Genomic DNA, 25,240 nt, shown 5'->3' on the forward strand with positions numbered 1-25,240 from the left:
AGGCACAGGCACGGTCACGGGTGCTGCTCGCGCAGCGCGTCGAGACCGTAGCGGGCGGCGACGTCGATTCCTTCGCCGTAGTGGTACTCCTCGAGCAGCGGCAGGATCTTCGTGCGCCAGGTCCGTTCGAGGCCGCCGTCGCGGTAGACACCCGGCTTCATCAGATACGAAGGGCCGATGGCGAAGTCGGCGTCGTCCATTCGGGCGTTGAGGGCATCGAGGAGGCGGGCGGGCTCCTGGTCCCTCCCTTCGCGCTCGAGCCAGCGCGCGAGCAGCCCGGCGGTCGGTTCGGTGCGCGGGGACAGCTCCACGAACGCGAAACGGCGCCGCATCGCCGCGTCGACCAGGGCGATCGACCGGTCGGCGGTGTTCATCGTGCCGATCACGAAGAGGTTGGGCGGCAGCGGGAAGTCGTCTCCGGAGTAGGTGAGACGGACGGACCGGTCCCGGTACTCCAGGAGGAAGTACAGCTCGCCGAAGACCTTCGCCAGGTTGGCGCGGTTGATCTCGTCGATGATCAGGAAGTGCGGGACGTGCCGGTTGCCCTCGCGGGAGGCGAGATCGGCGAGTTCCCGCAGCGGGCCCGCCGTCAGCCGGAACGCCACCTCCCTCGTCTCCGGGTCCTCCGCGGGCCGGAACCCCTCGAAGAAGTCCTCGTACGCGTACGACGGGTGGAACTGCACGATCTTGACCTGCTCCGGGCCGCCGCCGAAGTACTCGGCCAGCTTCATCGCCAGGTACGTCTTGCCCGTACCCGGCGGGCCGTAGAGCACCATCTGCTTCTCGTCGAGGAGGAGTTCGCGCATTTCCTCCAGCCAGGCCCGGTCGTGAACGAGGAGGTCGGCGGCGAGTGTTTCGGTGATGTCCGGCAGGTTCAGCTCCCGTTGCGCCGGCCGTTCCGCGGCGGGGCGGTCGCCGGTGCCGTCGGCCGCCGTCGGGTCCACAGGTCCCGTAGACCCGGTGAGCCCGTCCAGTGCGTCCAGGACACCGGTCAGGTCGACGACGTCGTGCTGCACGGACAGTTTCTGCTGCACCTCCTCCGGCAGCTCCTCGTACGCGTGGCTGTCCGCCTGCCAGGCGACGGTCCGGCGCAGATTGGACAGTCCGCCCGGTGACGCGTTCTGCACGGCCTCCCCGGTGATCTGCCCGACGTGCAGCCGGCCGTCGCCGATGGTGGCCACCGTGTCGCCGACGCGCATCTGTGTCAGAAAGGCGTGCAGCTCGTCGACCAGGCCCTGCTTCTGGTGGTACGAGGCCGCCCCCTCGTACCCCTCCTCGACGAAGCGGCGCAGCGCGCTCTTGGTCGGATCGGCCTCCTCCAGGGGCGGCAGGTGCGCACCCGCGAGCGAGACGAACCCCTCCTCCAGCCACAGCCGCCGCACCAGGTTGTGCCCCGAGACGTTCGAGCCGCGCACCAGCCACGCCTTGCGCGGGGCGCGCCAGCCGGTGGACAGGTAGTCGGCGAGCGGGTGGCCCTCGGCGGTGCGCCAGGACTCCGGCCCGGAAGCGTCGTATCCGTACACCAGCGAGGCGGCGGCCGAGGAGGAGTTGCACTCGAGGTCTCGGGTCACCGTCCAGCGCGCGGGCGCGTCCTGGGGCCGGCCGGGGGCGGCCGGGGCGTCCACGAGCGCACCGTCCGCGCGGAGTTCCGCCCGGAATCGGCGCGCGTGGCGGCCGAGCCCCGGCCACTCCTCGGCGGTCACGAGGGAACCCTCCCGCAGCAGGAACTTGTTCGTCCCGTTGCCGCCGAACTGCGTCAGCAGACACCCGCGCGCCTCGGCACCGTCCTGCGGCAGCTTGATGCGGAACTCGGGTGTGCCGGGGAGACGGTCGGGTTGGGGCATGGGTGACCTTCCAGGAGAGGGCGACGCCTGCGTCGAACACGCACAGGCTAAACGTTGACACCGTCAACAAGCATGGGTGAGGTGTCAGGCCTCCTCCGACAGGGCGGCGCGCAGATCAGCCAGCGAGACCTGCCCTTCGGGGGTGTCGGCCAGCCAGAAGGTCCAGCCGTTGGTCCCCGCTCCGACCGCGTTGGCGGCTCCGGACGGGGTGTCGTGGATCTGTTCGTCGAGCCGGATGCGGCCTTGTTCGTCGACGACGGCCACCTGCCCGTACTCCTCCCACGCGGGGGTGAGGACGGTTCCCGTGCTGATCAGGCCGGCGTCCAGCAGCTCCGACAGTTTGATCCGGCGGGAGGGGAGCCCGCTCGCCGTGCGCTGCTCGGGCACGACGGCCGGGGCGCTGTACACAGGGCGGTAGGAGTCGCTCTCCAACTGCCCGAAGGCGTCACGGACGACCTGCGCCATCAGGGCACGGCGAGCGGTGAGGAAGGCGTCGTAGTCCATCGAGGGCCAGTTCTCCGGCAGTGCGTGCAGATGGCGCTGACGGGCCATGACATCGGCGGGCAGTCCCTTGGCGGCCGGCTGTGCGGGCCAGTACTGCGAGGGCGCCTGGTCGGAGATGGCGATGTTGTCGCTCCACTCCAGCAGTGCCATGTTGGCGATCTGGTTGATGCGCGCGCTGGTGGTGACCCCGAGGGAACTCTGCAGGTACTTCCGGGGGAAGAGGTGATGCCGCTCGACGCCCTTGCGCGCGAGGATGGCCGGGTCGAGCCGGGTGCGGACCTTGACGTCGGACAGCAGGACGTCCGCGTCCAGGATGTTGAGGGCCGCGATGTACGCGAGCAGGGCGGGCGACTTGGCGGCGGAGCTGTTCAGCGTGTTGGGCAGGGTGATGGTCCAGAAGTCCGAGGTGAGGGTTTCCCGGACGACCCGGTCGAGGGCGGTGGTGTAGCCGTCCGCGTCGCCGCGCGGGATGTTCCGCAGCAGTGCGAGATCGTGCTCCATCTGGGACTCCACCGAACCGGTGTAGCGGCCGGTGAGCTGTGCCATGAAGAACCAACGCGCGATGACGGACCGGAGCCGGTCGATGGGGACGTTGTAGCGGACGCGGCCGATCAGCCAGAGCGCGTAGCTGTAGAGCAGCGCATTCTGGCTGGAGATCATCTTCTCGCCGCGGAAGCCGGCGCGCTCCAGGCAGAGGAAGAACTCGTGCCAGTGCTGGAGGTCGAGGACGTGCTTCTGTGCCTGCTGAAGTTGTTCGAAGCGTGCCTCGCGTTGCTCGGAGGACAGCTTGCCGGTGGTGTCCCGCCCGCGCAGGGTCGCGTAGACCTGTTTGAGCACGGCGGAGTCCAGGCCGACGGCGGCGACCACGCGCAGCAGCTGGGGCGGCTTGGGCTTGATGTACCAGTTGAAGGGTGATGCTCGGTGGAGAGCCGGAGTTCGCGACTGCCGGCAGAACTCCTCCAAGGCGCGGCGTCCCTCCTCCCAGAACACGGAGGTGAGCGTGAGGATGAAGTCCGCCTGGTCGAGCTTCACGCCCTCGCTGTTGATACGGACGAAGATCTCCGCGACCTGCTCCTCGTCGATGTCGGCCGAGAGCACCACCCCCTTGAACGGGTAGCTCTCCAGGTCGTGCAGACGGTCGAGCGCGTCCTGGATCCGGTCCTCCTCGGCCTCGGTGAGGGGACGCTTGTCGTTCAGGCGGGCGAGGAAGTCACGGATGACCTTGCGGCGTCCTGTCGCGGTGTCCCACAGCACGCTGATGTCAGGGAGGTACTCGGGGTCCCTCTCGATGGCCGCGTCCGTGACGGCGAAGGTGTCGTCCGAGGGGCGGAAGGCGAGCCGGACGCGCGTCGTGCGGTAGTCCTCCCTCACCACGGGCGTGCCGGTCATGACGGCGAAGAGCGAGGTGAGACGCTGCTGGCCGTCGACGATGAGCCGGCGAGCCGCCTCCGGTTTGGCCCCGTCGCCGATCTGCCGGGCCCCGGGCTCGATCCCGGTCTCCCAGAAGAGCAGATAGCCGACCGGGAAGCCCTTGTACATCGAGTCGAACAGCTCGCGCGCCTTGGCCGGTTGCCACACGTAGGGCCGTTGCAGGTCGGGCAGGGCGATCTCACCGCGCCGGATGTCGGTGATCAGGTCGGCTACCTGGTGGGTCGTGTCCTTGAACAGCACGGTGGCCATCGGCCGGGTCTCCTCGGGATGTGTGGACGGGAAGGGCGGACTGCGGGATCAGCCGGTCATGGTGAGCAACGCGCCGGTCGGGTTTCCGGTACCTCGCCGCGCGTCGATCCGGCCGTTTCCTTGCACTCGGTCGGGTACCCCACGAGCAGCCGGATCCCTCAGCCGCGTCCGGGGCGCCGATGTCGCCAGTACTGATGGGCTTTCAGCACCTCGTAGTTCCATGCCGTCTGTTGCTGGGCGGCGGTGTCCGAGCACGCCAGGCCGAGCTGTTCCGCGATGACCGGGAAACGGGGGTGCGTCTGCCGGTCGCCGACCGTGACGAGGGCGCAGAGAAGGGGCTCTCCCTTTTCCCGCTCCTCGTCCACCAGCCACAGGATGACGCTCTGGTCGTCACGGTGGAGCCGCGGCAGTGCGGGGAGGCGCATGCCGATACGGGACCAGGTGGTCGTCGCGCCCATACGGGCGGTCTGCTCCAGCAGCGGGCGGAGCTCGGTGGCGATCTCCGACAGCCGACCGGTCCCCAGCAGGGGCGGCTCGTCACGACGAGCCGGTGTCCGAGAACCTGAACCGGCCGTGTGCGAGGGCGGACGGTTCGCCCCGGTGTCCTTGAAGGGCTTCGTCCCGCGGTGCGGCACGTGACCGCTCGCGCGCTTCTCGGCAGGGCGGCGACCCGGACGTACCGTGGAGCGCTGCCGGGTCGGGGGCTCCTGCCGGACATCGGCCGTCGCCGCACGTCGACGCTCCTCCTCCAGCCAGGAAGCGGAGTCGAGCACCTTCTTGAACGCCTGGAGTTCTTCCCGCTGCTTCCTGGTCTCGCTGGGCGGCGCCTCCGCCACTTGGGACCACGCCAGCGAGTACAGGCCGGCCGCCTCGGCCACCGCGTACCTCTCCACGGCACGCCGAAGGTCCAGAAGGATGTGGTTGAGGTTCCGGTGGAGACGGGCGACGTCCATGGCGGAGCGCACGGGGCGCCCCGTGGTCCTGCGACGGAAGTCCGTCTGCCAGCTCGAGCCGCCGCTGAGACGTACCCGGTTCCGCGTCAAACCATCCCCCCCACCAGTGACACGCTGTGCGGCTCCACCTCGGTCCGGACGAAAGGTCGTCCTCCGTGACGTGGCCCCCGCATACTCAAGCAACGCCAGAACCGTAAGAGAGTGTGTTGGCACTGTCAACAGAGCGTATGTTGAAGGTTGTTCGACTCTCACGGTTTCGGCCACTCGGCGGGCACCGGTCGTCGTCCGCGCGTCGGCCTGTGCCGACCCGCCGCGCTGGGAGGTGGTCGATGTGGATCGAGCGACACACGGTGCCGTGATTCGGCTATACCGTTCTGCTGGGACGTCAGCCGCGGGCTGACGTGGGGATGAGTCAGGGGGGACGATGATCGACTACCGCAAGAAGGCAACCGTTCCGGTGTGGACGCTGGCGACAGGTGACGTCCAGGTGCCGACGGTGGCCGGGGACGGGCCGATGACGGCTGAGCGTCTGGCCGAACTGCGCGGCGTGCTGGCCGCGTTGGCCGACCGGCCGATCGCCACACTCGAGATGCATCCGCTGCCGGACAAGCTCGACCGAGGCCGGGGCATCTCGCTCGATGCCGCGAGTCCGCTGGCACAGCACCTGTCGCAGCTGATCACACAGTCGGCGCGCGGTTCCGCCGCGGCGGCCAAGACGACGGCTGCCGGCGAGGGGCTGTACGTCATGGTGGTTCCGGCGAAGGTCGCCAAGCAGTTGGGGCAGGGCATTGTTCGCTCGATGCCGTCGAAGGCGGTGGCCGGTGGTATCCGCGGCCCCCTCGTGAATTCGACGACGGGCAAGATCGTCGCCAACCCGACGTTCGTGCGGGTCGAAGGAACGGCAGCGGCGGGCACGGTCGGCGGGGCCGGTGCGACCGCCGGTGCCGCGGCCGCCGGGGGCACGCTGCTCACCGTGGCCGCACCGCTCGTGCTCATGGCCGTGGCGGTCGGGGTGAGCGCGCATGCCGACGCCAAGCGGCAGGAGGCCATCGCACACATCACGGAACTGCTGGAGCAGCTTCAGGCGGACAAGCTCGACGACGAGCACAGCGCGCTCAACGGCTGCCGTCCCGCCATCGACAAGGCCACGGCCATCCTGCTCGACCAGGGCAAGCTCGGTGTCTCGCTGGGACTCGACTCGGCGGTGCACGCCATCGACACGGCACTGAGCAAGGCCGACATCCGCCTGGCCCGGTGGACGAGCGCGCTCGACCGACTTCCCGACGGTGAGCCCGTCGAGATCGGCACGCTGACCGAGTCGTTCCCCGGCGTGGACGACCAGGGTGGCACGTTCCGCACCCACGTCGAACTGGCGGAGCTAGCCATGGCGTTGAAGCGGCGCGTCAACGTCCTCCAGGCGGTCGAGCGGGCCCAGAGCGAGCCTGACAACCTGTTCGAGAACTTCGCCCGCGCCCTCAAGGACGACGAGCGGCGTCTCGACGAGCTGGAGTCGGGCATCGCCGGGGTGCTGGTGCGCCTGTCAACGCTGGAGCTGGCACGCCCGAACAGTAAGCGCCCCGTCTTCACGACCGGTGAGGTCGACCGGCTCCTGCGCGCGGCGTACCAGATCCGCCGCCTGGGCGACGGCGTCGCACTCAACGGCCGCCCGACGGACGTGGCGATCGAGATCGCCCGCGACCGGGACGGCTCGGTGGTGGTGTTCCCCGCACTGCCCGCGTAGGCGCAGGCGCGCTCGCACTCACTCCGTGATCGGTTCTGTTCGCCACCATCGGGTATTCCTCCCGTTCGTCGATCAAGCAGGAGGCCGACATTGAGACCCACTCCACTGGTGATGCCCAGCCGCAAGCCCAGACCGCAGGCTATGCGGTGGGGCCGGGGCGAGTTCGTCCGAGACGAGCCGCGCGCTGAGCCCGGATCCACCGGCTGATGTTTCCGAGGTCCGATTTCTCGCCGAGGGCTGATGGTGGTGTGGGGCACGGGTTCGAGGGAGTGCAGCGCCCGCCGCGCTCGGGTCGCGGCCTGTCCGAGGTGTCTTTCGAGTCGGGGCTGGGGTGGTGGCGGTGTCGCCGGTGGCCGGTGCGGCCGTCAGGGTGCGGTGTGGATGGAGGCCGTCAGGGTGTCGATGGCGAGTGGTGGACGGCTTCGAACAAGTCCTGGTAGGCGCCTTGCCAGGGCCAGTTGGCGGGCAGGTGGGCGGTCAGCTTGATCCTCGCGGTGCGGGCGAGCCGGGCGGGGACGTGGATCAGGTGGGCGCGGAGTGTGGCGGTGGTGGCCTTGGCGTGGAAGGCCGAGGCGAGGGCGCCGGCGGCCCGCAGCAGGTTGTGCGACATGGCCCACAGGGCCAGCCAGGCGGCGTTCGCCTGGAAGTTTCCCGAGGGCAGGTGGGCGAGCGCGGAGGACTTCCCGTCCGCGATCGCCTGTTCCACGACGGCGTGTTGCCGGTGGTGCAGTTCGGCCTGGAGCATGCCGAAGGGGCTATTGGTGAAGACGGGGTGGTAGCGCCAGGAGTCGAACAACTCGCCCTGCCCGGTGGCTGCTTGCGGGTTCAGGCGTCGCACCCGGCGCACGATCAGACGGGCGGTGACCTGCTCGGCCTTCTTGCGTCCGGTGAACGCGGTGTACTCGGTCTCGGCGACCTCGGCGTCGGAGACCATCTCGCCGGTGTCGGGATCCACGAACGCCTCGGGGTAGCGGATCGGGACCCAGGCGTCCTCGGCGATGCGGCCGATCGCGGCGGCGATGGAGGGGTTCATGCCCGTGGTCAGGGAGAAGTGTGCACCGGCCCTGTGGCAGGCGGCGGCCACGTCGGCGGTGTAGAACTTGCTGTCCGCCCGCACCATCCGGATTCCGGTTCCGCCCGCGTCCTTCGCGATGGCCAGGGCCTGGGCGACGAAGCTTTTCGCGCCGCGGACATCGGCGGCCTTGCCGCGGCGCAGGCGAACCGTACCGATCACCGGCCGGGCGAGCGGGGTGGACAGGGTGGCCACGATCGGGTGCAGGGTGCGCTGCCCCTTCAGGCGCCCGTGCTCGGCGCCTTGCTTGGCCCGTCCGTAGACCCGGCGGTGGGTGGGGTCGATATCGATGAACATCAGCTGCCCGGCGCCGGGCAGCAGCGGGGTGTGGGTCGCGAGGCGGGCCAGGAACTCCCGGTGCACCCGGTGGAGTTGCCGGTTGTGGCCGTGGGTGAAGGAGCGCAGGAAGGTGCCCAACGTGGACGGGGCGCGTATCCCGGCGAAGGCCCGGTCCATCGCGCCGTGCCGCAACCGGTCGGCATCATCGATGGAGTCGGCCCCCGAGCACATCGCGCCCAGAAGCGACATCACCTTGGCCGCCGGATGCGCGCCGCCGCTGTTGTCGGCCGCCTCGATGCGGACCTGGGCGGCCAGACCCGGCAGGCCGACCCGTTCGGCGAGCGCGACCAGCGGAAGCAGCCCCGCATCCGCGATCAGATTCGGCTCGTCGAAGAGTGCGGAGACATGGACGGCGGCATGGGAAGATTGCATCTCGGAAGAGCCTTGTCATCGTGCGTGCTGGAAGCCTCAAGAACTCCCATCATTGCAGGTCACAAGGCTCTTCCTCGTTCCCGGAGAAGTTGTCCACAGACGTCAGCCGGTGGATCCGGGCTGAGAACCCGCTGGTCTACCGGGCGGTACTACCGATCCCCGACGACGAGCAGGAGCAGATGTTCGCCGGGGCTCGCTCGTGCTTCACCTCCTGGCTGGAGAGCAAGGGACTGGCGACGCACCTCTCCTCGGGCGTCCATCGGCTCACGGACACCTACACCCTCACCGTGACCGACTCCTACGACACCGACGGCTACCAAACTGCGCTGCGGCTTCGTCTACGGGAGAACAAGGAGGACAGGCAGGAGGGGACTTGGCAGACGACGCTCACGTCCGCTGTCGACCGTGAGTCGAAAGCGGCGTACGTCGGTGTCGACCTGGAGCACTACCCCAGCCCGGGCAGACGGCAGGCCATACCGGTCCCGCCTCGGCTCGTCCGTGAGATCCTCGATCACTTCAACGTGCCGGACGGGACGATTCGGCTTACCACGGCACCTCACCTGATCGGCCCCGACTCCGTCGGCCTGCTCACGTCCGCGCTCACCGATCCCACCCGAGAACTGCCTTTGGTCCTCGCGGCGGAGCCGTCCAACGACGATCCGGCCTGGGAAAAGCTGCTGACCGGGGTCGTCAGGAATTTGGTCGGAATCGCCTCGGTGTTCCGGCTGGAACGGGAGGCTGTCCCCGCCTTCCGAAAGGTCGCCGGAGACCGGCACGACGTGTTCCCCGGCCAGATCCGCACTTATCTTCCGGACGTCGCCCTCAGCTCCGCCGAAGACGGTCGGCGGCACCGCCTCCTGACGTACCGGCGGCTCAGCGATCCGGAGTTCCGCAACGCAGACGTCCGGATCTCCAGGTACCCGCGCCAGCACGCTGTCACCACACCGCAGCCGCCCCTGCTCGCCGAGCCCGCGTTTCCAGGCATCGAGGAGGTCCTCAAGGATCTGCGCGCGGCACGGTCCCAGACCGCTGAGTCATCAGGGAACGAGACCGTCGGCTCTCTGCGTGCCCAGCTGAGCACGGCCAACGAGACGATCGACAAAGCGCTGGAAGAGCTGAGTGAGGCCGCCAGCGCCCGGGACCTGGCGGAGCGTGGCAGGCGTGCGCTCGATGAGCAGCTGCGGGAGGCGACCGACCGCTACGAGGACGAAATCGCCGACCACGATGCCACTCAGGCACAGCTGTCCGCCCTGCGTCACCAAGTGGCGGTTCTGCAACAGCGGCTGGTGGAGGCCGGCCGGGCGGAGGACGCCTACACGCCGCCGGCGGAGGAACCGGCGCCGATATCCTTTGCCGAACTGAACGAACGCGTGCACGAGCGGATGAGGCATCTTGTTCTGACCTACGACACGAGCAAGGCGGAGGACCTCGACGACGACATGAAGAGCTCGACCTGGGCGTCGAAGGTGTGGGACGCCCTGCTGGCGCTGGATTCGTACGGGGCGAGCAGCACTGGCGAGCAGGGATTCGACGGAACCTTCCGGGATTTCTGCGAGGCTTCCCCGCAGGGTATGCGCATGTATCCGGTGACGCGTGTGGCCATGGTGGAGTCCGACTCCGTGCGCAACGACAGGAAGTTCCGGCAGCAGCGCATGCTTCCTGTGCCGCTGGAGGTCGACGCCTCGGGCAAGGTGTTTATGGAAGCCCACATAAAGATCGACAACAAGGGGAGGATCGCGCCTCGCATCCACTTCTACGACGACACAGCGGGCACCACGGGCAAGGTGATAGTCGGCTACGTGGGGCTGCATTTGTCAAACACCCGTACGAACTGAGCGCCTTACCGAGTCCTAGCGTTCAAGCCAAGTCGGTGGCAGGTGCTCCCTGGTTGTGGAACTCTGCGCGTCGCGGCCCCTACCGATTCAGTCGGCCGGCGACGGCCTGCCCGATACAAAGGTGATCGGCGCTGCCCTCACAGATCTCTTCGCGACGGCAGGCCAGGGGTGGCCGGTGCCCGAAGCGGTACTTCGCTCCCGCCGTGGAGAGGTGGCCGCGGCGTTCGGGGTGACTTGGCACGTGGGCACGAGAGCACTGCCCGGACGGTCTTGCCGCTGGGTGGGTAGGGGATGCAGTCCCAGTGGTCGGCGAGGGCGGTGACGAGGGTCAGACCGCGTCCGCCGGTGGGGAGCGCGTCGGGTTCGGTGTCCGCCGGGAGGGACCGCGGGATCAGGTCCCCGCGGGCGTCGCTGACTTCGACACGGAGGCGGCCGGCCGCCGGGTCGAGGGCGAGGGTCAGCCGGAAGCAGCGGCCGGGCACGCGGCCGTGCAGGACGGCGTTGGCGGCCAGCTCCGCGACGACGAGTTCGGCACGTTCCGTGAGGTCCTGCGAGGCGCCCCGGGAGCGCAGTTCGGTCACGGCGAGGAGCCGGGCGAGACGGGCGCCACGCCGCGTGGACGACAGCAGCTGGGTGAAGGTGCCGGCGGGGGCGCCCACTGGGGATGTTGCGTGGTTCATGCCGTCAGACTGGCGGTCAGGTGGGGCGGGGGCGAGTGCCGCGCCCCGTACGCGGAGTGACCGTGCGGCGACGGAGAGGAGTCGGTGCGCTTGCGGAACGGGCCATGAAGCGAGCGGGCCGCACCCCGGAGTGGGGTGCGGCCGGGTGTGCGCTTTTGGTGTCAGTTGGCCGAGGGCCCGGGGTTCCTCGGCTCTTGGCTGGGGACCGCGGTGTGCTCGGGGCTCCGGGCGGGGGCGGGGACGCGGTCCGTGGTGGAGTGCCCGGCGAAGATCTCGTCGAGGGTGGTGGCGTCGATGGCGCGGTCGAACCAGAGATCCAGGAGCGGCATGCCCGTGCAGGTGGTGACGCGCTGTCGGGTCTCTTCCGTCATGGAGAAGCCGCGGCGCTCCATCAGGCGCAGCAGTTGCTCGGCCTTTCCGGCCACGCGTCCTTCCTCGAGTCCTTCCTTGAGTCCTTCTTCCTGTCCTGCGAGGCGGGCGTCGCCCACGATGGTGCCCCGCCTGGGGGTGAAGAGGGTTTCCATCAGGTTCCTCCAGATTTTCCGGGCGTGTTCGCTGCCCAAGCCGTCCTCGATCAGTCCCGCCAGGTCGTCCCGCGCTTCGCGGTCCGTGTCCTGGGCCAGTGCCTCGCCCACTACCGTCAGTATGCCCTCGATGTCCGGGTCGTTGCTGTGGATCCACAGGCAGAACGCGGCGAAGTCCAAGTCGGCCGAGGCGTCCTGGATTCGGCTCACCCGCGGCACGTTGGACGGGCCCAGCACGTGGGGCACTGTCACCTGGGTGGGGCGCCCCAGACCGGTGCGCAGGGGTCTGGCCGCCCATGCCGCTGTTGCCGTGTCCACGCACAGGACCAGCAGGACGACCTCGAGTTTGTACCGGTCACGCAAGTAGGCGATGTAGTACGGCCACGAGGTCTCCTTCTTCGTCTCGACGCCGGTCTGCGCCTCGATCAGGAGGATGAACGGCTCGCGCCCGTCGGGACGGACCACCCGCAGCACGGAGTCCATGTTCCGGGTGAACATCTTCGGGGCGCCGGATGCGTCCGTCGGGAGAGTCTCGGTGGTGACACCGGGCGGGATTCCGAGGTCCAGGAGGTCCAGCGCGCGGTTCAGCGCTTTCGGACGTCCCGGCAGGAAGCCGTGCAGGGTGTCGTGACTGACGTTGGGCATGACGTGAAACTATGCGCGAAGTGAGAACATTCGTTGGTGTTTGATGTGTGATCACCCGTTTGGTGGAGCCCTCTGGGGTTGACGCCGAGGCGTGCGGTCGGGGCGGCCACGGCGTGTCACGCTTCGGCCGGTGTGGTGAGCAGCGCCCGGACGGTCTTGCCGCTGGGTGGGTAGGGGACGCAGTCCCAGTGGTCGGCGAGGGCGGTGACGAGGGTCAGGCCGCGTCCGCCGGTGGAGAGCGGGTCGGGTGCGGTGGCCGTGGGGCAGGGGAGCGGGTGGAGGTTCCCGCGGGCGTCGCTGACCTCGATGCGGAGGCGGCCGGCGGCCGGGTCGAGGACGAGCGTCAGCCGGAAGCAGCGGCCGGGCACGCGGCCGTGGAGGACGGCGTTGGCGGCGAGTTCCGCGACGACGAGTTCGGCACGCTCCGTGAGCTCCTGCGAAGCACCCCGCGCGTGCAGTTCGGTCACCGCGAGGAGCCGGGCGAGACGGGCGCCGCGCCGCGTGGACGACAGCAGTTGCGTGAAGGTGCTGACGGGGGCGCCGACTTGGGGTGTTGCGTGGTTCATGACGCCAGAGTGGCGGCCGGGCGCGGGTGGGGGCGAGCGCCGCGCCCCGTACGAAGAGTAGGCGTACGGATGCGAAGAGCGGACGGTACGCCGGGTTCTCCGTCGCGCTGAGTAGTGAGCACGGGGTGGCATGAGGAGCTGTCGCGGCGCGGTAAGGGGAGAGAGACATCGTCTGGCTATGTACGTGAGTAGCACGTCGTTCTGACACGACATTGGGAGTCGCACGCCAGTGCGAACAGGTGGTGTGCGCGAGAACGGGAGTCAGTCGCCCCGGGCCTTGCTCAGGGGCCGTACCCGGGGGGCGAGGAAGGGGCGAGGGCCTGCCCGAGTGTGGCGTCGTTCGCGGTCGTCCCGGCCGGGCAGGCGGTGATGTTCAGTGCGTCGAGGCCCGTACTGCGTCGTCCCAGGCGTGGGGGCTGCGGTGGTGGTTCCTGTGTCCTGCGGCGAGCACGGACCGCAGCTTCGCGAGGTGTGGGGTATCCGCCGGGAGGTGCAGTCGCGCGAGGAGGGCGAGTGCGGCCGTCGGCTCCAGGTGGCCGTAGACATCGTGGTAGCCGGCCAGCAGGCCCTCGTACAGCGGCCCGTGCAGTGCGGGGAGCCGGGCGGCGGTTTCATATGTCGGCTGCTTCACCGGCCAGGGCACGGGGCCTGAGCAGGTCAGAACACGGCCGGCCCGGCGGAGCAGGGCGTCCGATCCCTCCGCCACGACGTGGTCGATGTCGTGGCCGAGCACCTCGGCGAAGGCCGTCACGGCGGTGTCGTGGTCCTCGAACCAGTCGACCCAGAGCGAGTAGGTGACGGCCTCGGCGTCGCGCTCCGCCTCCAGCCGTCGGCGGTAGCCGTCCCACAGCACGTCGGCGGGGAGGGGCCCCTGCGCGCCCCGGTCCGCGAACCGGATCTCGCACGTCACCCAGTAGTCGTCGAGGAGATCCAGCAGCCCGAAGGCCAGCCGCACCTGCTCGGCCACGTCCAGGCAGCCGTCGGTGAACACCTCGCCGGCCCAGGAGTGCGCGATCTCGTCGGCGGTGCGCGGCCGGCCCGGCTCCTCGGCGTCGGCCCACCCGTGACCGATCTCGACGACGCCCCGTTCGGCGAGCCATCGCCGCGCTTCTTCGACGGCTTGCGTCTCCATGTAAAAAGTATGACGAGCCGCAGCCCCTCTCCGACCGACGGGCCGCGAGCCCGCCCTGATCGGCAAGTCATCACCGGCACTGACAACGCCTGTCTGAAGCCATGGGTGACTCCCGAACTCATCGACATTGATCATGGTGGCGGCACACGAAGCGACTTCCGAAGCCGTCAACAAACGAATCCGTTCTCGTGAACAAAGCCAATCATGGAGGGACCGGGAAGACACAGTTGTGCTCAGCGTCAGAGGCCCATGCCGATCGTGATAACCGCCGGGCAGCGCGGCGACGGTGGGTGGGGACGGTCTCGTGCCGAAATCTGCTCGCCCGCACCCGGTGGTCGGCCCTTCCGGGGCAGAACGCTCAGCCCGTTCGGGCGGCGGCGAGGTGGGCGTCCACGGCGGCGACACCGTCGACGCCCTGGCAGAGGCCCACGACCACCGGGACGAGCCGCGGTTCCGGGACGTGTCCTTGAAGGGTGACGACCCCGTCCCGGACCTCGACCGCGACGGTGCCCTCGTCCAGCCCGAGGATGCGCCCCAGGACTTCCTGCTCGACCTCGCCGCGGATCTCGGCGTCGGAGCGGATGAAGGCGTCGAGCAGGTCGCTGCGGGTGACGATGCCGGCGAGGAGCCCGTCGTCGCCGACCACCGGCAGCTGCTTGACGTGCCGCCTGCGGAGTTCCCGCGCGGCCCGGGGGATCGTCCAGTCGGCGCGGGCGGTGAAGACGGGGCTGCTCATGAGCGCGCCCGCGGTCCGGGCCCGGGCCTTGCCCCAGGAGCGCTCGTCGGTCCCGTCCTGACCCTGCGGATCGGGCAGGCCGGTCTCGTGCCGCAGCACGTCGGACGCGGACACGACGCCGACGGGAACGCCGTCCTCGTCGACGACCGGGGCCGCGACGATGTCGTTCGCGTCCAGCAGGGCGGCGACCTCCTGGAGTGGTGTGGTGCGGCGGATGGTGACGACCTCCTCGGTCATCACGTCACCGACCGTGCGGCGGTACAGCATGGGCATCGACCTCCTCCGCTGTGCGACGGGGTGGCCGCGCCCTTGCCGGCTCGTCCACGCCGTCCTCCCTCCCCATGACAGCACCGCGCGGCTCCGGCGACCAGTGACGTTCGGCCTGACGGAGAGGCCGGCGGTCGCACGGCCAGGAGTGCGGCCGAGTGCGCGTGAGACGCCGACGACGCCGGGCGCCCGGCCCTTGCGCTCGTCGACGGGGAGGGTCAGGTCGCCCCCTGACCGCTCGACCACGCGCACGGGCAGGCCAGGTCGGGGATCGCGCGGTTCGGGGAGCACGTCACCACGGCCAGGGAGAGGTACGAGGGGCGTTCGAGGTAGCAGCCGTACGACACGTCGGCACCCGCGTGCAGTCGTCCGGCGGCGGCGTTCACCAGTCGGGCCAGGCGCGTGGTGTCCCGGTCGCTCTCCGACGCGAACCGGGGGGCGTACTCGGCCAGCCGCTCACCGAGCCAGACCGCCGCCTCCTTCGCCTCGTCCCACGTGCCCCGAACCGATGAGCGGGGCTTGACGAGCCAGTACGCCGTCTCCAGGGGCGGGAGGTCCGACGTGGAGAACTCCGCGGCCACCCGGCGGTAGCGCTCGATCAGTTCCGGTCTGCTTCCGGCCGGGGGCGGATCGGGGTGCGGGGGCCGCCGCAGGGCCTCGTCGTCGAAGCGTGCCTTCGGGCCGGTCCACAGATAGCCGTGGTGGTGCACGAGCCGTTCCCGTTCGAGAAGGGCCGGCCGGACACGGGGAGGGACCCGGTCCGGCCGGCGGTAGGGAGGGGGTGGGGATCAGGCGCCGAGGCCGAAGCGCGCCGGGTCGATGCCGGCCGCGTCCAGCTCCTCCGTGGTGAACCGCAGCGGCTGCGCGTCCGGCTGCTTGCTGTCGCCCAGGGCCCAGGCGCCCTCGCCGATCCGGGCCAGGGTCACGCATCCCTCGGTGCAGGGGCCGCCGCATGCCTTCACGAACGAGGCCCCGCTGATGTCGAGCGCGTACAGGGTGGTTCCGTTCTGCATCACTGCACCTTCCAGCTCATCTGAACGCGGCCAGGTCCGGCCGCCGCCGCCCCGTACGTATGGGGCCGGAGTCCACGGAAGAGACGACGGTCGCCCGGGAGGTCCCGCGGGCCGACGGACACGTCCAGCCGTGGCTCCGGTCGCGGGGCCGGACGGTTTCCCTTCGCTCTCCATGACGCCAGAGTGACGGTCGGATGCGGGCGGGGACGAGTGCGGCGCCCCGTACGCGGAGTCACCGTAAGGGCACTCAGAGTGGACGGTGCGACGGTTCTTCCGTCACTCTGGGTGGTGAGCGCGAAGCGGTGAAAGGGGCCGCCGGGGCGCGGTACGCAGAGAGGGGCGGCGCATGGACATCGTCGAAGGGGAGGCGGCCGGGGGCGTCGGCGCGCGGGTGGTTCCGGCGGGGGAGTGGGAGCGGGAGCCTCATCCGTCCGACAGCCTGCGCACGTTCGGCGCCTTCGTCCAGGCGCTGCGCGAACACGCGGGGCTCAGCCGGGTCGACCTCGGCGCTCGGGTCCAGTACTCCAAGCACACCGTGGAGTCGGTGGAGTTGGGGCGCCGGATGCCGGACGAGGCGTTCGTGGAACGCGCGGAGGAGGCGCTGGGCAACACGGGGGCGCTGCGGAAGGCCGCCCGCCATCTCACCCGGGGTGAGGCGGGCCTCGCGGCGTGGTTCCGGCGGTGGGCGCGGCTGGAGCGGGAGGCGGTGAGCCTGTGCACGTACGAGTGCCGGCTGGTTCCGGGGCTGTTGCAGTCGGAGGCGTATGCGCGGGCGGTGTTCGACAACAGCATCCCACTGCTGACCGATGAGCAGGCGGAGGCACAGGTCGCTGCCCGAATGGAGCGGCAGACGATAATGCGGGACCGGCCGACAGTGCCGTTCGGCTTCATCGTGGAGGAGTCGGTTTTCCGACGCGGACTGGGCGGGGCACAGGTGCAGGCGAGCATGCTGGACCATGTGCTTGAGCTCACCGCGCCGCGGAATGTGACGCTTCAAGTGGTGCCGCTGGAGCTGGAGTTCCATGGGTGTCTGGACGGGCCTGTCCAGCTGGTGGAGACCTTGGAGGGACGGAGGCTCGGGTACTCCGAGGGTCAGCAGAACGGGCGGCTGATCTCCGACGCGAAAGAGGTGAGTCTGCTCTGCCGACGCTATGACACACTGCGCTCGCAGGCCCTCAACCCCAAGGAATCCCGGGACCTGCTGGAGCGACTGCGAGGAGAGCTATGAGCAGCGGTACGACGGAACTCGCCTGGTTCAAGTCCAGCTACAGCGGCACCCAGGGCGACAGCTGCGTGGAAGTTGCGATGGCCGAACAGGCCGTCCACGTACGGGACTCCAAGGACGTGACCCGCCCGGCCTTCGCCGTCGGCCGTGAAGGCTGGGGGCAGTTCGTGCGGTTCGCGTCGGAGCGCTGAGCGACTTGAAGGGTGTGCTGTCCGCTGTGCCGGGTGCTGGATGGAGCGGCGGACGGCGCACCTTCACTGCTTCGCCGGGCTCTTGGTTTCATCCTGGGGTGCGTATCCGAGGGTCGCGCGATTGATGTAGCGGTGGCCGGACTCGGGGCGGTTCAAGCGCCTGTGTCCCGGGTGTGACACACCGTCCCCGAAGCGTGAACACTTTGGCTGCCGCTGCCCCGATGTTGCTCGTTTGAGCGCTCACGTGACACATGCCCGCCGAGTGCTCACGCTTTTCAGCAAGGCACCCGTCTCCGGCTCCGCAGTGTCGGGCCACCCGGAGGGAAAAGGAATTGCCTCGGGGCCAGAGCTCACGTTGGCTGGGCGGCATGGCTGAACTGCGTACCGATCGCCTCGTCCTGCGCCGGTGGCGTGACTCTGACCTCGAACCGTGGGCGGCGATGAATGCCGATCCCGAGGTTCGAGAGCACTTGGGCGACCTGCTCACCCGCGAGCAGAGCGATGCCTCCGTGGCGCGGTTCCGGGCCGAGTTCGACCGGCGAGGCTACGGATGGTGGGCGGTCGAGAAGCAGTTCACGGGTGAGTTCATCGGCTTCGCGGGCTTGGACGAAGTGGACGACGACATACCGTTCACAGGGGTGGAGATCGGCTGGCGGCTCGCCCGTTCGGCCTGGGGCCACGGGTACGCCACCGAGGCCGCGCTGACAGTCCTGGCCCATGGCTTCGACACTCTTGAGCTACCTGAGATCCTCGCTGTCACCACGGCCACCAACCTCCGTTCGCAGGCGGTGATGCGCCGGATCGGCATGACCCGGGACCCGGCCGACGACTTCGACGACCCCACCGAGCCCGAAGGTCCACTGCGTCCGAACGTGGTGTACCGCATCGCCCGTAGTGCGAGGAGCTGACGTTCTCCGCCGGGGTGGTTCGATCAGGCTGCGGGTGCGCCGGGGCTTCCGCCCCGACGGACGCCCTGTTCACTGCGGGTGCAGGCGCGTTCCTTGCGTCGGGCGGCGAGTACACCAGGGGCGGCGGGCAGCGAGGTTGGACCAGCGCGGCCGGCGGTGTGCAGGGCCCGGCTCCGTGCGGGGCGGCTGCGATGGTGGTCGGCGCCCCATAGCCGATTGTCGCCGACGGAGTACCAGGCGCCGTGGAAGCGGTAACTCCCGTATTCACCGTGACCACTGCCACCGGCGCAGTCCATGTCGTGCCAACTACGCACGGCGCGCCGAACGTTGAAGGCGCAAGGACCTGCCTAGGGTGAACTTCACCCGATGAGGATCATGCCGGTGCGGAGCTGAAGTGCCGTGCCCGGCAGCAACACAGTGTGAAGGACGGCATGAAGATAGGTTTCGCCCTCCCCCAGTTCCACCACCAGGCGTACGGCATCGCGCAGACGGGCACGTTCGCCTCCGCGATCGAGGAGGCCGGGGGCGCCAGCCTGTGGGTGGGGGACCGCAACCTGGCCGCGGTCCGTCCCGCCGTGGGATACGGAGGGCAGGGCGACACCATCCCGGAGGAACTGAACCCCGCGGCGGACCCGTTCGTCCTCCTCGGCGTCGCGGCCGCCGCGACCAGCCGGGTGCTGCTGGGCTCCCACGTCCTCGTCGCCCCGCTCTACCCGCCCGTCCAGCTGGCCCGGTCGCTGACGACGATCGACCTGATCAGCGGCGGACGCCTGCTGCCCGGCTTCGGGGTCGGCTGGTCCCCCGAGGAGTACCAGGCGGCCGGCCTGGACTTCACCCGCCGCGGTGCCCGCATGGAGGAACTGCTCGACGCCCTCGACGCCATCTGGACCACCGACCCGGCGCAGTACGAGGGCGCGCAGCTCTCCGTACCCGAGCACCACTCGCCGCTGAAGCCGGCGCGGAAGCCGCGTCCGCCCTTCTACCTGGGCGCGATGTCCGAGCGCGCACTGCGCCGTGTCGCCCGACGCGGTGACGGCTGGCTGCCGTTGATCGTCGTCCCCGGTTACGTAGACATCGACGGGCTCGTCGCGCAGCGCTCGCAGTTGGACGAACTGGCCCGGCAGACCGGCCGTGATCCCCAGGCGATCGACACCGTGCTGCGGGTGAACATCGACGCCGGCACGAGCACGGAGCGGGTCGCCGACACCGTCAAGGAGGTCCACGAGCGGACGGGCATCGACCACTTCATGATCGACTCGATGTACGACGTGGACACCGTCGACGGGTCCATCGAGCACGCCCGGCAGATCCTCCAGCTCGTGGCGAAGGGCTGAACCCGCTTCGTCCTGACGAGTCGGCATCGGAGGGTCGGCGTGCGTCGGCCCGGTGGCGCGGCCCGGTGGCGCGGCCCAGTGGTGTGGCGCGGTCCCGGCGAGGTTCGCTCGCCGGGACCGCGAGCCCGCGACCGCGTCATGACGAATTCTGCCGCCTCGCCGGGACCCGGTCGACCACACTGCAACGAGACCGCGTGCGTCCTCACGGCCCGCGGATCGAAGCGGGGCCCCGCGGCGCTTGGAACATCGGCCGGCGATCTGCGCCACAGCGCCCTGACAGGTCGAGGGCGGTCCCTCAGTCGAGACAGAACTCGTTGCCCTCGATGTCCTGCATCACGAGGCACGACTCGTTGTCGTCGTCGGCAAGAAGCAGTCGTACGCGTACCGCGCCGAGCGGGACCAGTCGTGCGCACGCGGCCTCGAGTGCGGCGAGGCGCTCCTCACCCACGAGCCCGGTGCCGACCCGTACGTCAAGATGAAGCCGATTCTTGACGACCTTGCTTTCGGGCACGCGCTGGAAGAACAGCCGCGGGCCCGCACCCGTGGGATCAGCGCATGATGCGAACGCTGGACCCTGATGGTCAGGGGGCAGTGCGCGATCGAAATCGTCCCAAGTGGCAAACCCCTCCGGCGGCGGTGCGACGTACCCCAACACCTCGCACCAGAAACGAGCGACGCGCTCAGGCTCTGCGCAGTCGAAGGTGACTTGGAACTGCTTGATCGATGCCATTGGCTCACCGTAGTGGCACGTGCTGTGCACCAGGACCCCGGAGATCAGCGTCTCGCGGCCGGCGGCCGGGCCGCCGGCCGAGTCGACCGGCATGGCGAGAACCCCGGGTGCCCCTGGTCGCGGTGCTGACGTGCGGGGAGTTGCCGCACCGCCAGGGCCCGCGGCCCACGCGCGGTGCGTGTGGGCCGCGGGTGGTGTCGGCAGTTCGCGCACGGCCTGCAGCGTGGTGTCCCGGGCATCGGCTCCGGTGCGCGTCCCCGTTCGAAGCCTGCCGACGTGAGTGTGCACCAGGGGTGGGAAGTGCTGCACGAGCGTTTGCGGCGCCCGCCGTTCTCCGCTCCGTACGGCCCTGAGAAGTCTGTGTTCACCGTCGTCGTCATCGCTCATCATGCTGCGATCCGGAAATGTCTGCGTGTGTATGAAATGGCCTCGGGCGTACGCGAACGCATGCCGAATACGTGTGCGTGACGTTGGATTCCCGCCACGCGCGGAGAAAATGGTGTCGCGCTCCGAGAGCGGGCCGAGCTCCCAAGCAGCCGACTTTCGGCCGCCCCGTATCGCTTTTTCGAAAGGAGTCTTCTCACCTTCCTCGCGGGCTTGCCCGCCCCGTCAGTGACCGACCGAGAAGGTGGCGTCGGCCCGGTCCGTGGCGGTGCTGATCGGGTCGATCCGCAGGACGTAGCCGGAGTGGCGGATGTAGCGGGTGGGCTGGTTGTGGGAGCGGAAGGAGGACCAGGAGGCGTCGGCGAGGCCGGCGACGCGGTGGAAGGTGGCGTCCTGGGCGAATGTGCCGGTGCCGTCGCTCGCGTCGAGGCGGAGCGCGAAGTCGTAGTGGCGCAGGTAGCGGGTGGGGTGGCTGACCGACTGGAAGGAGACGCCGGAGGCGTCGGCCAGGCCGGGCACGAGCTTCCACTGGGAGTCGGTGTACGGGTCGAAGGGGTAGGTGTCGATCCGGGCCGTGTAGTCGGCGTGGCGGACGTAGCGAGCCGGGTAGTTGTACGACTTGAGCCGGTTCCAGGCGGGGGCGCCCCACCGGGCCAGGAGATTGGTGTACTCGGTTCCGGTGATGGGTGCGATGGTGCAGTGCTTGGCGTTGACCGGGTGGGTGTAGAGCTTCTGGTCGACCGGGGTCCAGGTCCCGGCGGCGAGGTCGCTGGTCTGCCAGGCGTAGAAGACGCCGTTGGGGGTGTAGGTGTCGCCCCACAGGTACCAGGTGTTCGAGGTCAGGGACTTCACGAGGGTGGGGGCCTCGGTACCGCCGTGGGCGACCGACGTGCTGAACGGGGTGAAGCTGCCCGGGTTCAGCGAGGTGGAGCGGGCGCCGACCAGGCCGCCGGTCCCGCTGCTCTTGAAGTAGAGGTAGTTGACGCCGTTGATGCCGACGGCCATGTCGCCGTCGATGACGTCGTAGCCGGGGTCGAAGAAGACCTGGGGGGCGGAGACGGTCGTGAAGTCGCTGGTGTGGTTGACCATGAGGACGTTGTGGCCGGATGAGTTCACCGCCGAGTAGAGGATGGCGTACTGGTTGCGGCTCGCGTCCCAGAAGGCTTCGGGGGCCCAGCTGTGGGTGACCATGTCGTGCAGGTGGGGGCGGCGGTAGTTGGTGAAGGTGCGCAGGTCGGTGGAGTCCCAGACGTGGATGTACTGGCTGTTGTAGCCCCAGTCGGTGCCCTTGAGGTCGGTGGCGAGGACCACGAAGGTGCCGTCCCGCTTGCGCATGATGAACGGGTCGCGCAGGCCGCCGGCACCGGCGGTGGGAGTGACCACGGGGTTGTTCTGGTTCAGCGGCGTCCAGTTCAGGGAGTCCGTGCTGACGGCCAGGTGCAGGCCGTAGTCGGTGCCGATGCCGTTCGGCGACTCGGTGAAGTACCCCATCACGTAGGCGGAGTCGGCGGCATGCGCGGATCGGGCTCCGAGCGTCAGATCGGTGGCCAGGGCCATCGTCGTGGCCGTGGCGGCGCCGAGGAAGAGTCTGCGTGACGGCATGGCGGGGGTGCGGGAATGTGCGCTCATCGGTTCTCCGGGGTGCGTGCGGGGTGGGTGAGCGAACAGCGGCGGACACGCCGACCGAGGGAGGAGGCCGGCTCGGCGGCTTCATCGACGTTCGATATATGGGACGCGGTTCGGCAGGTCAGTCAGGAAAGTAAGGCGTTGTTCGTGGTCCGTCAATGCCTTGGGTGCGATTTTCGTCATGCGTTCCTTCGCGGGCGGTCCCCGCTATCCGATCGCCGCTCGAGGGTGCCGACGGTATTGACGCCGTATTGCGTGCCCTCTAAAGTTCCGGCGTCACTGCGAACGCTTTTCGAAATATCGAACGCACGGGTACGGGGCGCCGATATGGCGGGTTCACATTTATTCCGGTTTCACGAAGTCCCGTGTTTTCGTATCCGCTCCGGTTTCTGTTCCGGCTCCGGCTCCGGCTCCTGCTCCTTCCGGCTGTGAGGAGACGTTCATGCGCGTTCTGGCTCGACCCGTACCGGACCGACGAGCCGTTCGCCTCCGACCGGTCCTCCCGACTCGCCTGAGCCACCCCCCCACCCCTGGCCCTCACCCCTGGTCCCCACTCCACACCCCACCGCCTCCCACGCACGGAAGAGAGCGCACGATGACCTCCTCCCTCAGCAGGCGCCGCCTCCTCCAGGCCGCCGGAGCCACGGCCGCCGCCTCTGCCACCGGCCCCCTCCTCGGCGCCACTCCCGCCCACGCGGCGGTGGTCCCGCCCGTCCGGACGGACATCGGAGCCCTGGCCCACCCCTTCGCGCTCGGCCAGGTCCGGCTGACCGCGAGCCGCTGGCTCGACAACCAGAACCGCACCGCCGCCTACCTGCGGTTCGTGGACGTCGACCGGCTGCTGTACAACTTCCGCGCCAACCACCGCCTCTCCACGGCCGGTGCCGCCGCGACCGGCGGCTGGGACGCGCCGAACTTCCCCTTCCGCAGCCACGTCCAAGGCCACTTCCTCACGGCCTGGGCGCAGTTGTACGCCGTGACCGGGGACACCGTCTGCCGGGACAAGGCCACGTACATGGTCGCGGAGCTGGCCAAGTGCCAGGCCAACAACGGCGCCGCCGGATTCACCGCCGGGTACCTGTCCGGCTACCCCGAGGCCGACTTCACCGCCCTCGAAGCCCGCACCCTCAACAACGGCAACGTGCCCTACTACACGATCCACAAGACCCTCACCGGTCTGCTTGACGTGTGGCGCCACCTCGGCAGCACCCAGGCCCGCGACGTCCTGCTGGCGCTGGCCGGATGGGTCGACACCCGCACCGGCCGGCTGACCGCGGCACAGACACAGGCCATGCTGGGCACCGAGTTCGGCGGCATGAACACCGTGCTCACCGACCTGTACCAGCAGACCGGCGACGCGCGCTGGCTCACCGTCGCCCGCCGCTTCGACCACGCCGCCGTCTTCGACCCCCTGGCCGCCGGCCAAGACCGGCTCGACGGTCTGCACGCCAACACCCAGGTACCGAAGTGGATCGGCGCGGCGCGGGAGTACAAGGCCACCGGCACCACCCGCTACCGCGACATCGCCACCAACGCCTGGAACATCTGCGTGGGCACCCACACCTACGCCATCGGCGGCAACAGCCAGGCCGAGCACTTCCACGCCCCGAACGCCATCGCCGCGTACCTGCGCCAGGACACCTGCGAGAGCTGCAACACCGTCAACATGCTCACCCTCACCCGCGAACTGTTCGCCCTGGACCCGAACCGGGCCGCGCTCTTCGACTTCTACGAACAGGCGTGGCTCAACCACATGATCGGCCAGCAGAACCCGGCCGACCCCCACGGCCACGTCACCTACTTCACCCCCCTCAACCCCGGCGGCCGGCGCGGTGTCGGCCCGGCCTGGGGAGGCGGCACCTGGAGCACCGACTACACCACCTTCTGGTGCTGCCAGGGCACCGGCCTGGAGATACACACCCGGCTGATGGACTCCATCTACTACTACGCCGGCACCACCCTGACAGTGAACCTGTTCGTCCCCTCGGTCCTCACCTGGACCGAACGCGGCATCACCGTCACCCAGACCACCTCCTACCCGACGAGCGACACCACGACCCTGCGCGTCACCGGCAGCGCGGCCGGCACCTGGACGATGCGCATCCGCATCCCCGGCTGGACCACCGGCGCCACCATCGCCGTCAACGGTGTCACCCAGAACGTCACCACCACGCCCGGCGGCTACGCCGCCCTCACCCGCGCCTGGACCTCCGGCGACACGGTCACCGCCCGCCTGCCCATGCGGGTCGTCACGCGGCCGGCCAACGACAACCCGAACGTCGCCGCGATCACCTACGGCCCGGTCGTCCTGTCCGGCAACTACGGCAACACGGCGCTCAGCGCCCTGCCGTCCCTGGACACCTCCTCGATCAGGCGGACCAACACCAGTACGCTCGCCTTCACCGCCACCGCGGCCGGCGCCACCGTGAACCTGGGCCCGTTCCACGATGCCCACGGCCACAACTACACCGTCTACTGGAACACCAGCACCGTCCCCGACGTCCCCGACGTCCGCCTCGTCAACGCGGCCAGCGGCCTGGTCCTCGGCATCCAGGACATGTCCACCGCCGACGGCGGCCGGGCCCTGCAATGGAACGACTCCGGCACCGCCGACCACAACTGGGAGATGCTCACCGACGGCGGCGCCTTCCGCTTCCGCAACGCCCACAGCGGCAAGGTCCTCGGCGTCCAGGACATGTCCACCGCCGACGACGCGACCGTCCTGCAGTGGGCCGACAACGGCACCGCCGACCACCGCTGGACCCTGCTCGACCAGAACGACGGCACATACAAGATCCGCAACGAACACAGCGGCAAACTCCTCGCCATCGCGGGCAACTCCACCGCCGTCGGCGCCTTCGCCGTCCAGGACTCCGACGACGGCACGGCCGACAACCGGTGGCGTGTCGTACGCAACTAGGGACTGTTCCAGGTTCGGA

The 25,240-nt window shown here is 69.5% G+C and carries 20 protein-coding genes; 7 read left to right on the forward strand and 13 right to left on the reverse strand.

The window, feature by feature from the left end; translation table 11 throughout:
• Positions 1–14: 14 nt before the first annotated feature.
• The 3 genes from ACFYQA_RS14645 to ACFYQA_RS14655 form a co-directional block, all read right to left on the reverse strand.
• Positions 15–1,844, reverse strand: a complete 1,830-nt coding sequence (locus ACFYQA_RS14645; RefSeq protein ID WP_388916571.1) for a DUF4357 domain-containing protein — start codon at positions 1,842–1,844, stop codon at positions 15–17.
• A gap of 84 nt (positions 1,845–1,928) precedes the next feature.
• A complete protein-coding gene (locus ACFYQA_RS14650) occupies positions 1,929–4,028 on the reverse strand; it encodes a DUF262 domain-containing protein (protein ID WP_388916574.1) in 2,100 nt (699 codons plus the stop codon).
• Between the two features lie 158 nt (positions 4,029–4,186).
• Positions 4,187–4,993 (reverse strand): hypothetical protein, encoded by an 807-nt coding sequence (locus ACFYQA_RS14655; RefSeq protein WP_388916577.1) that lies wholly within the window; start codon positions 4,991–4,993, stop codon positions 4,187–4,189.
• 412 nt (positions 4,994–5,405) lie between these two features.
• On the opposite strand from ACFYQA_RS14655, the gene ACFYQA_RS14660 reads away from it, so the two are divergent.
• Positions 5,406–6,722, forward strand: coding sequence for a hypothetical protein (locus tag ACFYQA_RS14660; protein WP_388916580.1), 1,317 nt, complete (start codon positions 5,406–5,408; stop codon positions 6,720–6,722).
• Positions 6,723–7,113: 391 nt separating this feature from the next.
• On the opposite strand, the gene ACFYQA_RS14665 is transcribed toward ACFYQA_RS14660, so the two are convergent.
• Positions 7,114–8,505: an IS1380 family transposase gene (locus tag ACFYQA_RS14665; RefSeq protein WP_388916583.1), complete on the reverse strand. Its 1,392-nt coding sequence runs from the start codon at positions 8,503–8,505 to the stop codon at positions 7,114–7,116.
• Positions 8,506–8,594: 89 nt separating this feature from the next.
• Here ACFYQA_RS14665 and ACFYQA_RS14670 point away from each other — a divergent pair, with 89 nt between their 5' ends.
• Positions 8,595–10,340, forward strand: coding sequence for a hypothetical protein (locus tag ACFYQA_RS14670; RefSeq protein WP_388916586.1), 1,746 nt, complete (start codon positions 8,595–8,597; stop codon positions 10,338–10,340).
• Between the two features lie 137 nt (positions 10,341–10,477).
• Here the strand turns inward: ACFYQA_RS14670 and ACFYQA_RS14675 are convergent, their stop codons facing one another.
• The 7 genes from ACFYQA_RS14675 to ACFYQA_RS14705 all read right to left on the reverse strand — a co-directional run bounded on the left by ACFYQA_RS14675 (position 10,478) and on the right by ACFYQA_RS14705 (position 15,903).
• On the reverse strand, positions 10,478–11,020 hold the full coding sequence (locus tag ACFYQA_RS14675; RefSeq protein WP_388916589.1) for an ATP-binding protein: 543 nt from the start codon (positions 11,018–11,020) through the stop codon (positions 10,478–10,480).
• 161 nt (positions 11,021–11,181) lie between these two features.
• Complete coding sequence (locus ACFYQA_RS14680; RefSeq protein ID WP_388916592.1) at positions 11,182–12,189, reverse strand: hypothetical protein; 1,008 nt, start codon at positions 12,187–12,189, stop codon at positions 11,182–11,184.
• A 116-nt stretch (positions 12,190–12,305) separates the two neighbouring features.
• Positions 12,306–12,755, reverse strand: a complete 450-nt coding sequence (locus tag ACFYQA_RS14685) for an ATP-binding protein (protein WP_388916595.1) — start codon at positions 12,753–12,755, stop codon at positions 12,306–12,308.
• Between the two features lie 373 nt (positions 12,756–13,128).
• The gene (locus tag ACFYQA_RS14690; RefSeq protein ID WP_388916598.1) at positions 13,129–13,887 is read right to left on the reverse strand and encodes a hypothetical protein; all 759 of its coding nucleotides are present in this window, start codon (positions 13,885–13,887) and stop codon (positions 13,129–13,131) included.
• Positions 13,888–14,245: 358 nt separating this feature from the next.
• Entirely contained in the window at positions 14,246–14,896 is a 651-nt protein-coding gene (locus ACFYQA_RS14695) for a CBS domain-containing protein (RefSeq protein ID WP_388916601.1), read from the reverse strand.
• 212 nt (positions 14,897–15,108) lie between these two features.
• Positions 15,109–15,600, reverse strand: a complete 492-nt coding sequence (locus tag ACFYQA_RS14700; protein WP_388916604.1) for a hypothetical protein — start codon at positions 15,598–15,600, stop codon at positions 15,109–15,111.
• 78 nt (positions 15,601–15,678) lie between these two features.
• Positions 15,679–15,903, reverse strand: coding sequence for a DUF397 domain-containing protein (locus tag ACFYQA_RS14705; protein WP_388916607.1), 225 nt, complete (start codon positions 15,901–15,903; stop codon positions 15,679–15,681).
• A 346-nt stretch (positions 15,904–16,249) separates the two neighbouring features.
• Between ACFYQA_RS14705 and ACFYQA_RS14710 the strand changes: the two genes are divergently transcribed.
• The 4 genes from ACFYQA_RS14710 (at position 16,250) to ACFYQA_RS14725 (ending at position 19,561) form a co-directional block, all read left to right on the forward strand.
• The gene (locus tag ACFYQA_RS14710; RefSeq protein WP_388916610.1) at positions 16,250–17,131 is read left to right on the forward strand and encodes a helix-turn-helix domain-containing protein; all 882 of its coding nucleotides are present in this window, start codon (positions 16,250–16,252) and stop codon (positions 17,129–17,131) included.
• Positions 17,128–17,319, forward strand: a complete 192-nt coding sequence (locus ACFYQA_RS14715) for a DUF397 domain-containing protein (RefSeq protein WP_388916613.1) — start codon at positions 17,128–17,130, stop codon at positions 17,317–17,319. The genes ACFYQA_RS14710 and ACFYQA_RS14715 overlap by 4 nt, the downstream gene beginning before the upstream one ends.
• Before the next feature lie 368 nt (positions 17,320–17,687).
• Positions 17,688–18,227 (forward strand): GNAT family N-acetyltransferase, encoded by a 540-nt coding sequence (locus ACFYQA_RS14720; RefSeq protein WP_388916616.1) that lies wholly within the window; start codon positions 17,688–17,690, stop codon positions 18,225–18,227.
• A 431-nt stretch (positions 18,228–18,658) separates the two neighbouring features.
• Complete coding sequence (locus ACFYQA_RS14725; RefSeq protein WP_388916619.1) at positions 18,659–19,561, forward strand: TIGR03619 family F420-dependent LLM class oxidoreductase; 903 nt, start codon at positions 18,659–18,661, stop codon at positions 19,559–19,561.
• Positions 19,562–19,856: 295 nt separating this feature from the next.
• Here the strand turns inward: ACFYQA_RS14725 and ACFYQA_RS14730 are convergent, their stop codons facing one another.
• Together ACFYQA_RS14730 and ACFYQA_RS14735 are read right to left on the reverse strand one after the other, a co-directional pair.
• Entirely contained in the window at positions 19,857–20,291 is a 435-nt protein-coding gene (locus ACFYQA_RS14730; RefSeq protein WP_388916622.1) for a VOC family protein, read from the reverse strand.
• A 609-nt stretch (positions 20,292–20,900) separates the two neighbouring features.
• Positions 20,901–22,304, reverse strand: a complete 1,404-nt coding sequence (locus tag ACFYQA_RS14735) for a glycoside hydrolase family 43 protein (protein ID WP_388916625.1) — start codon at positions 22,302–22,304, stop codon at positions 20,901–20,903.
• Between the two features lie 592 nt (positions 22,305–22,896).
• Here ACFYQA_RS14735 and ACFYQA_RS14740 point away from each other — a divergent pair.
• Positions 22,897–25,221, forward strand: a complete 2,325-nt coding sequence (locus ACFYQA_RS14740) for a beta-L-arabinofuranosidase domain-containing protein (protein WP_388916628.1) — start codon at positions 22,897–22,899, stop codon at positions 25,219–25,221.
• Positions 25,222–25,240: the final 19 nt, after the last annotated feature.

The sequence above is a fragment of the Streptomyces sp. NPDC005774 genome (assembly GCF_042871645.1).
Lineage (GTDB): Bacteria > Actinomycetota > Actinomycetes > Streptomycetales > Streptomycetaceae > Streptomyces > Streptomyces pratens.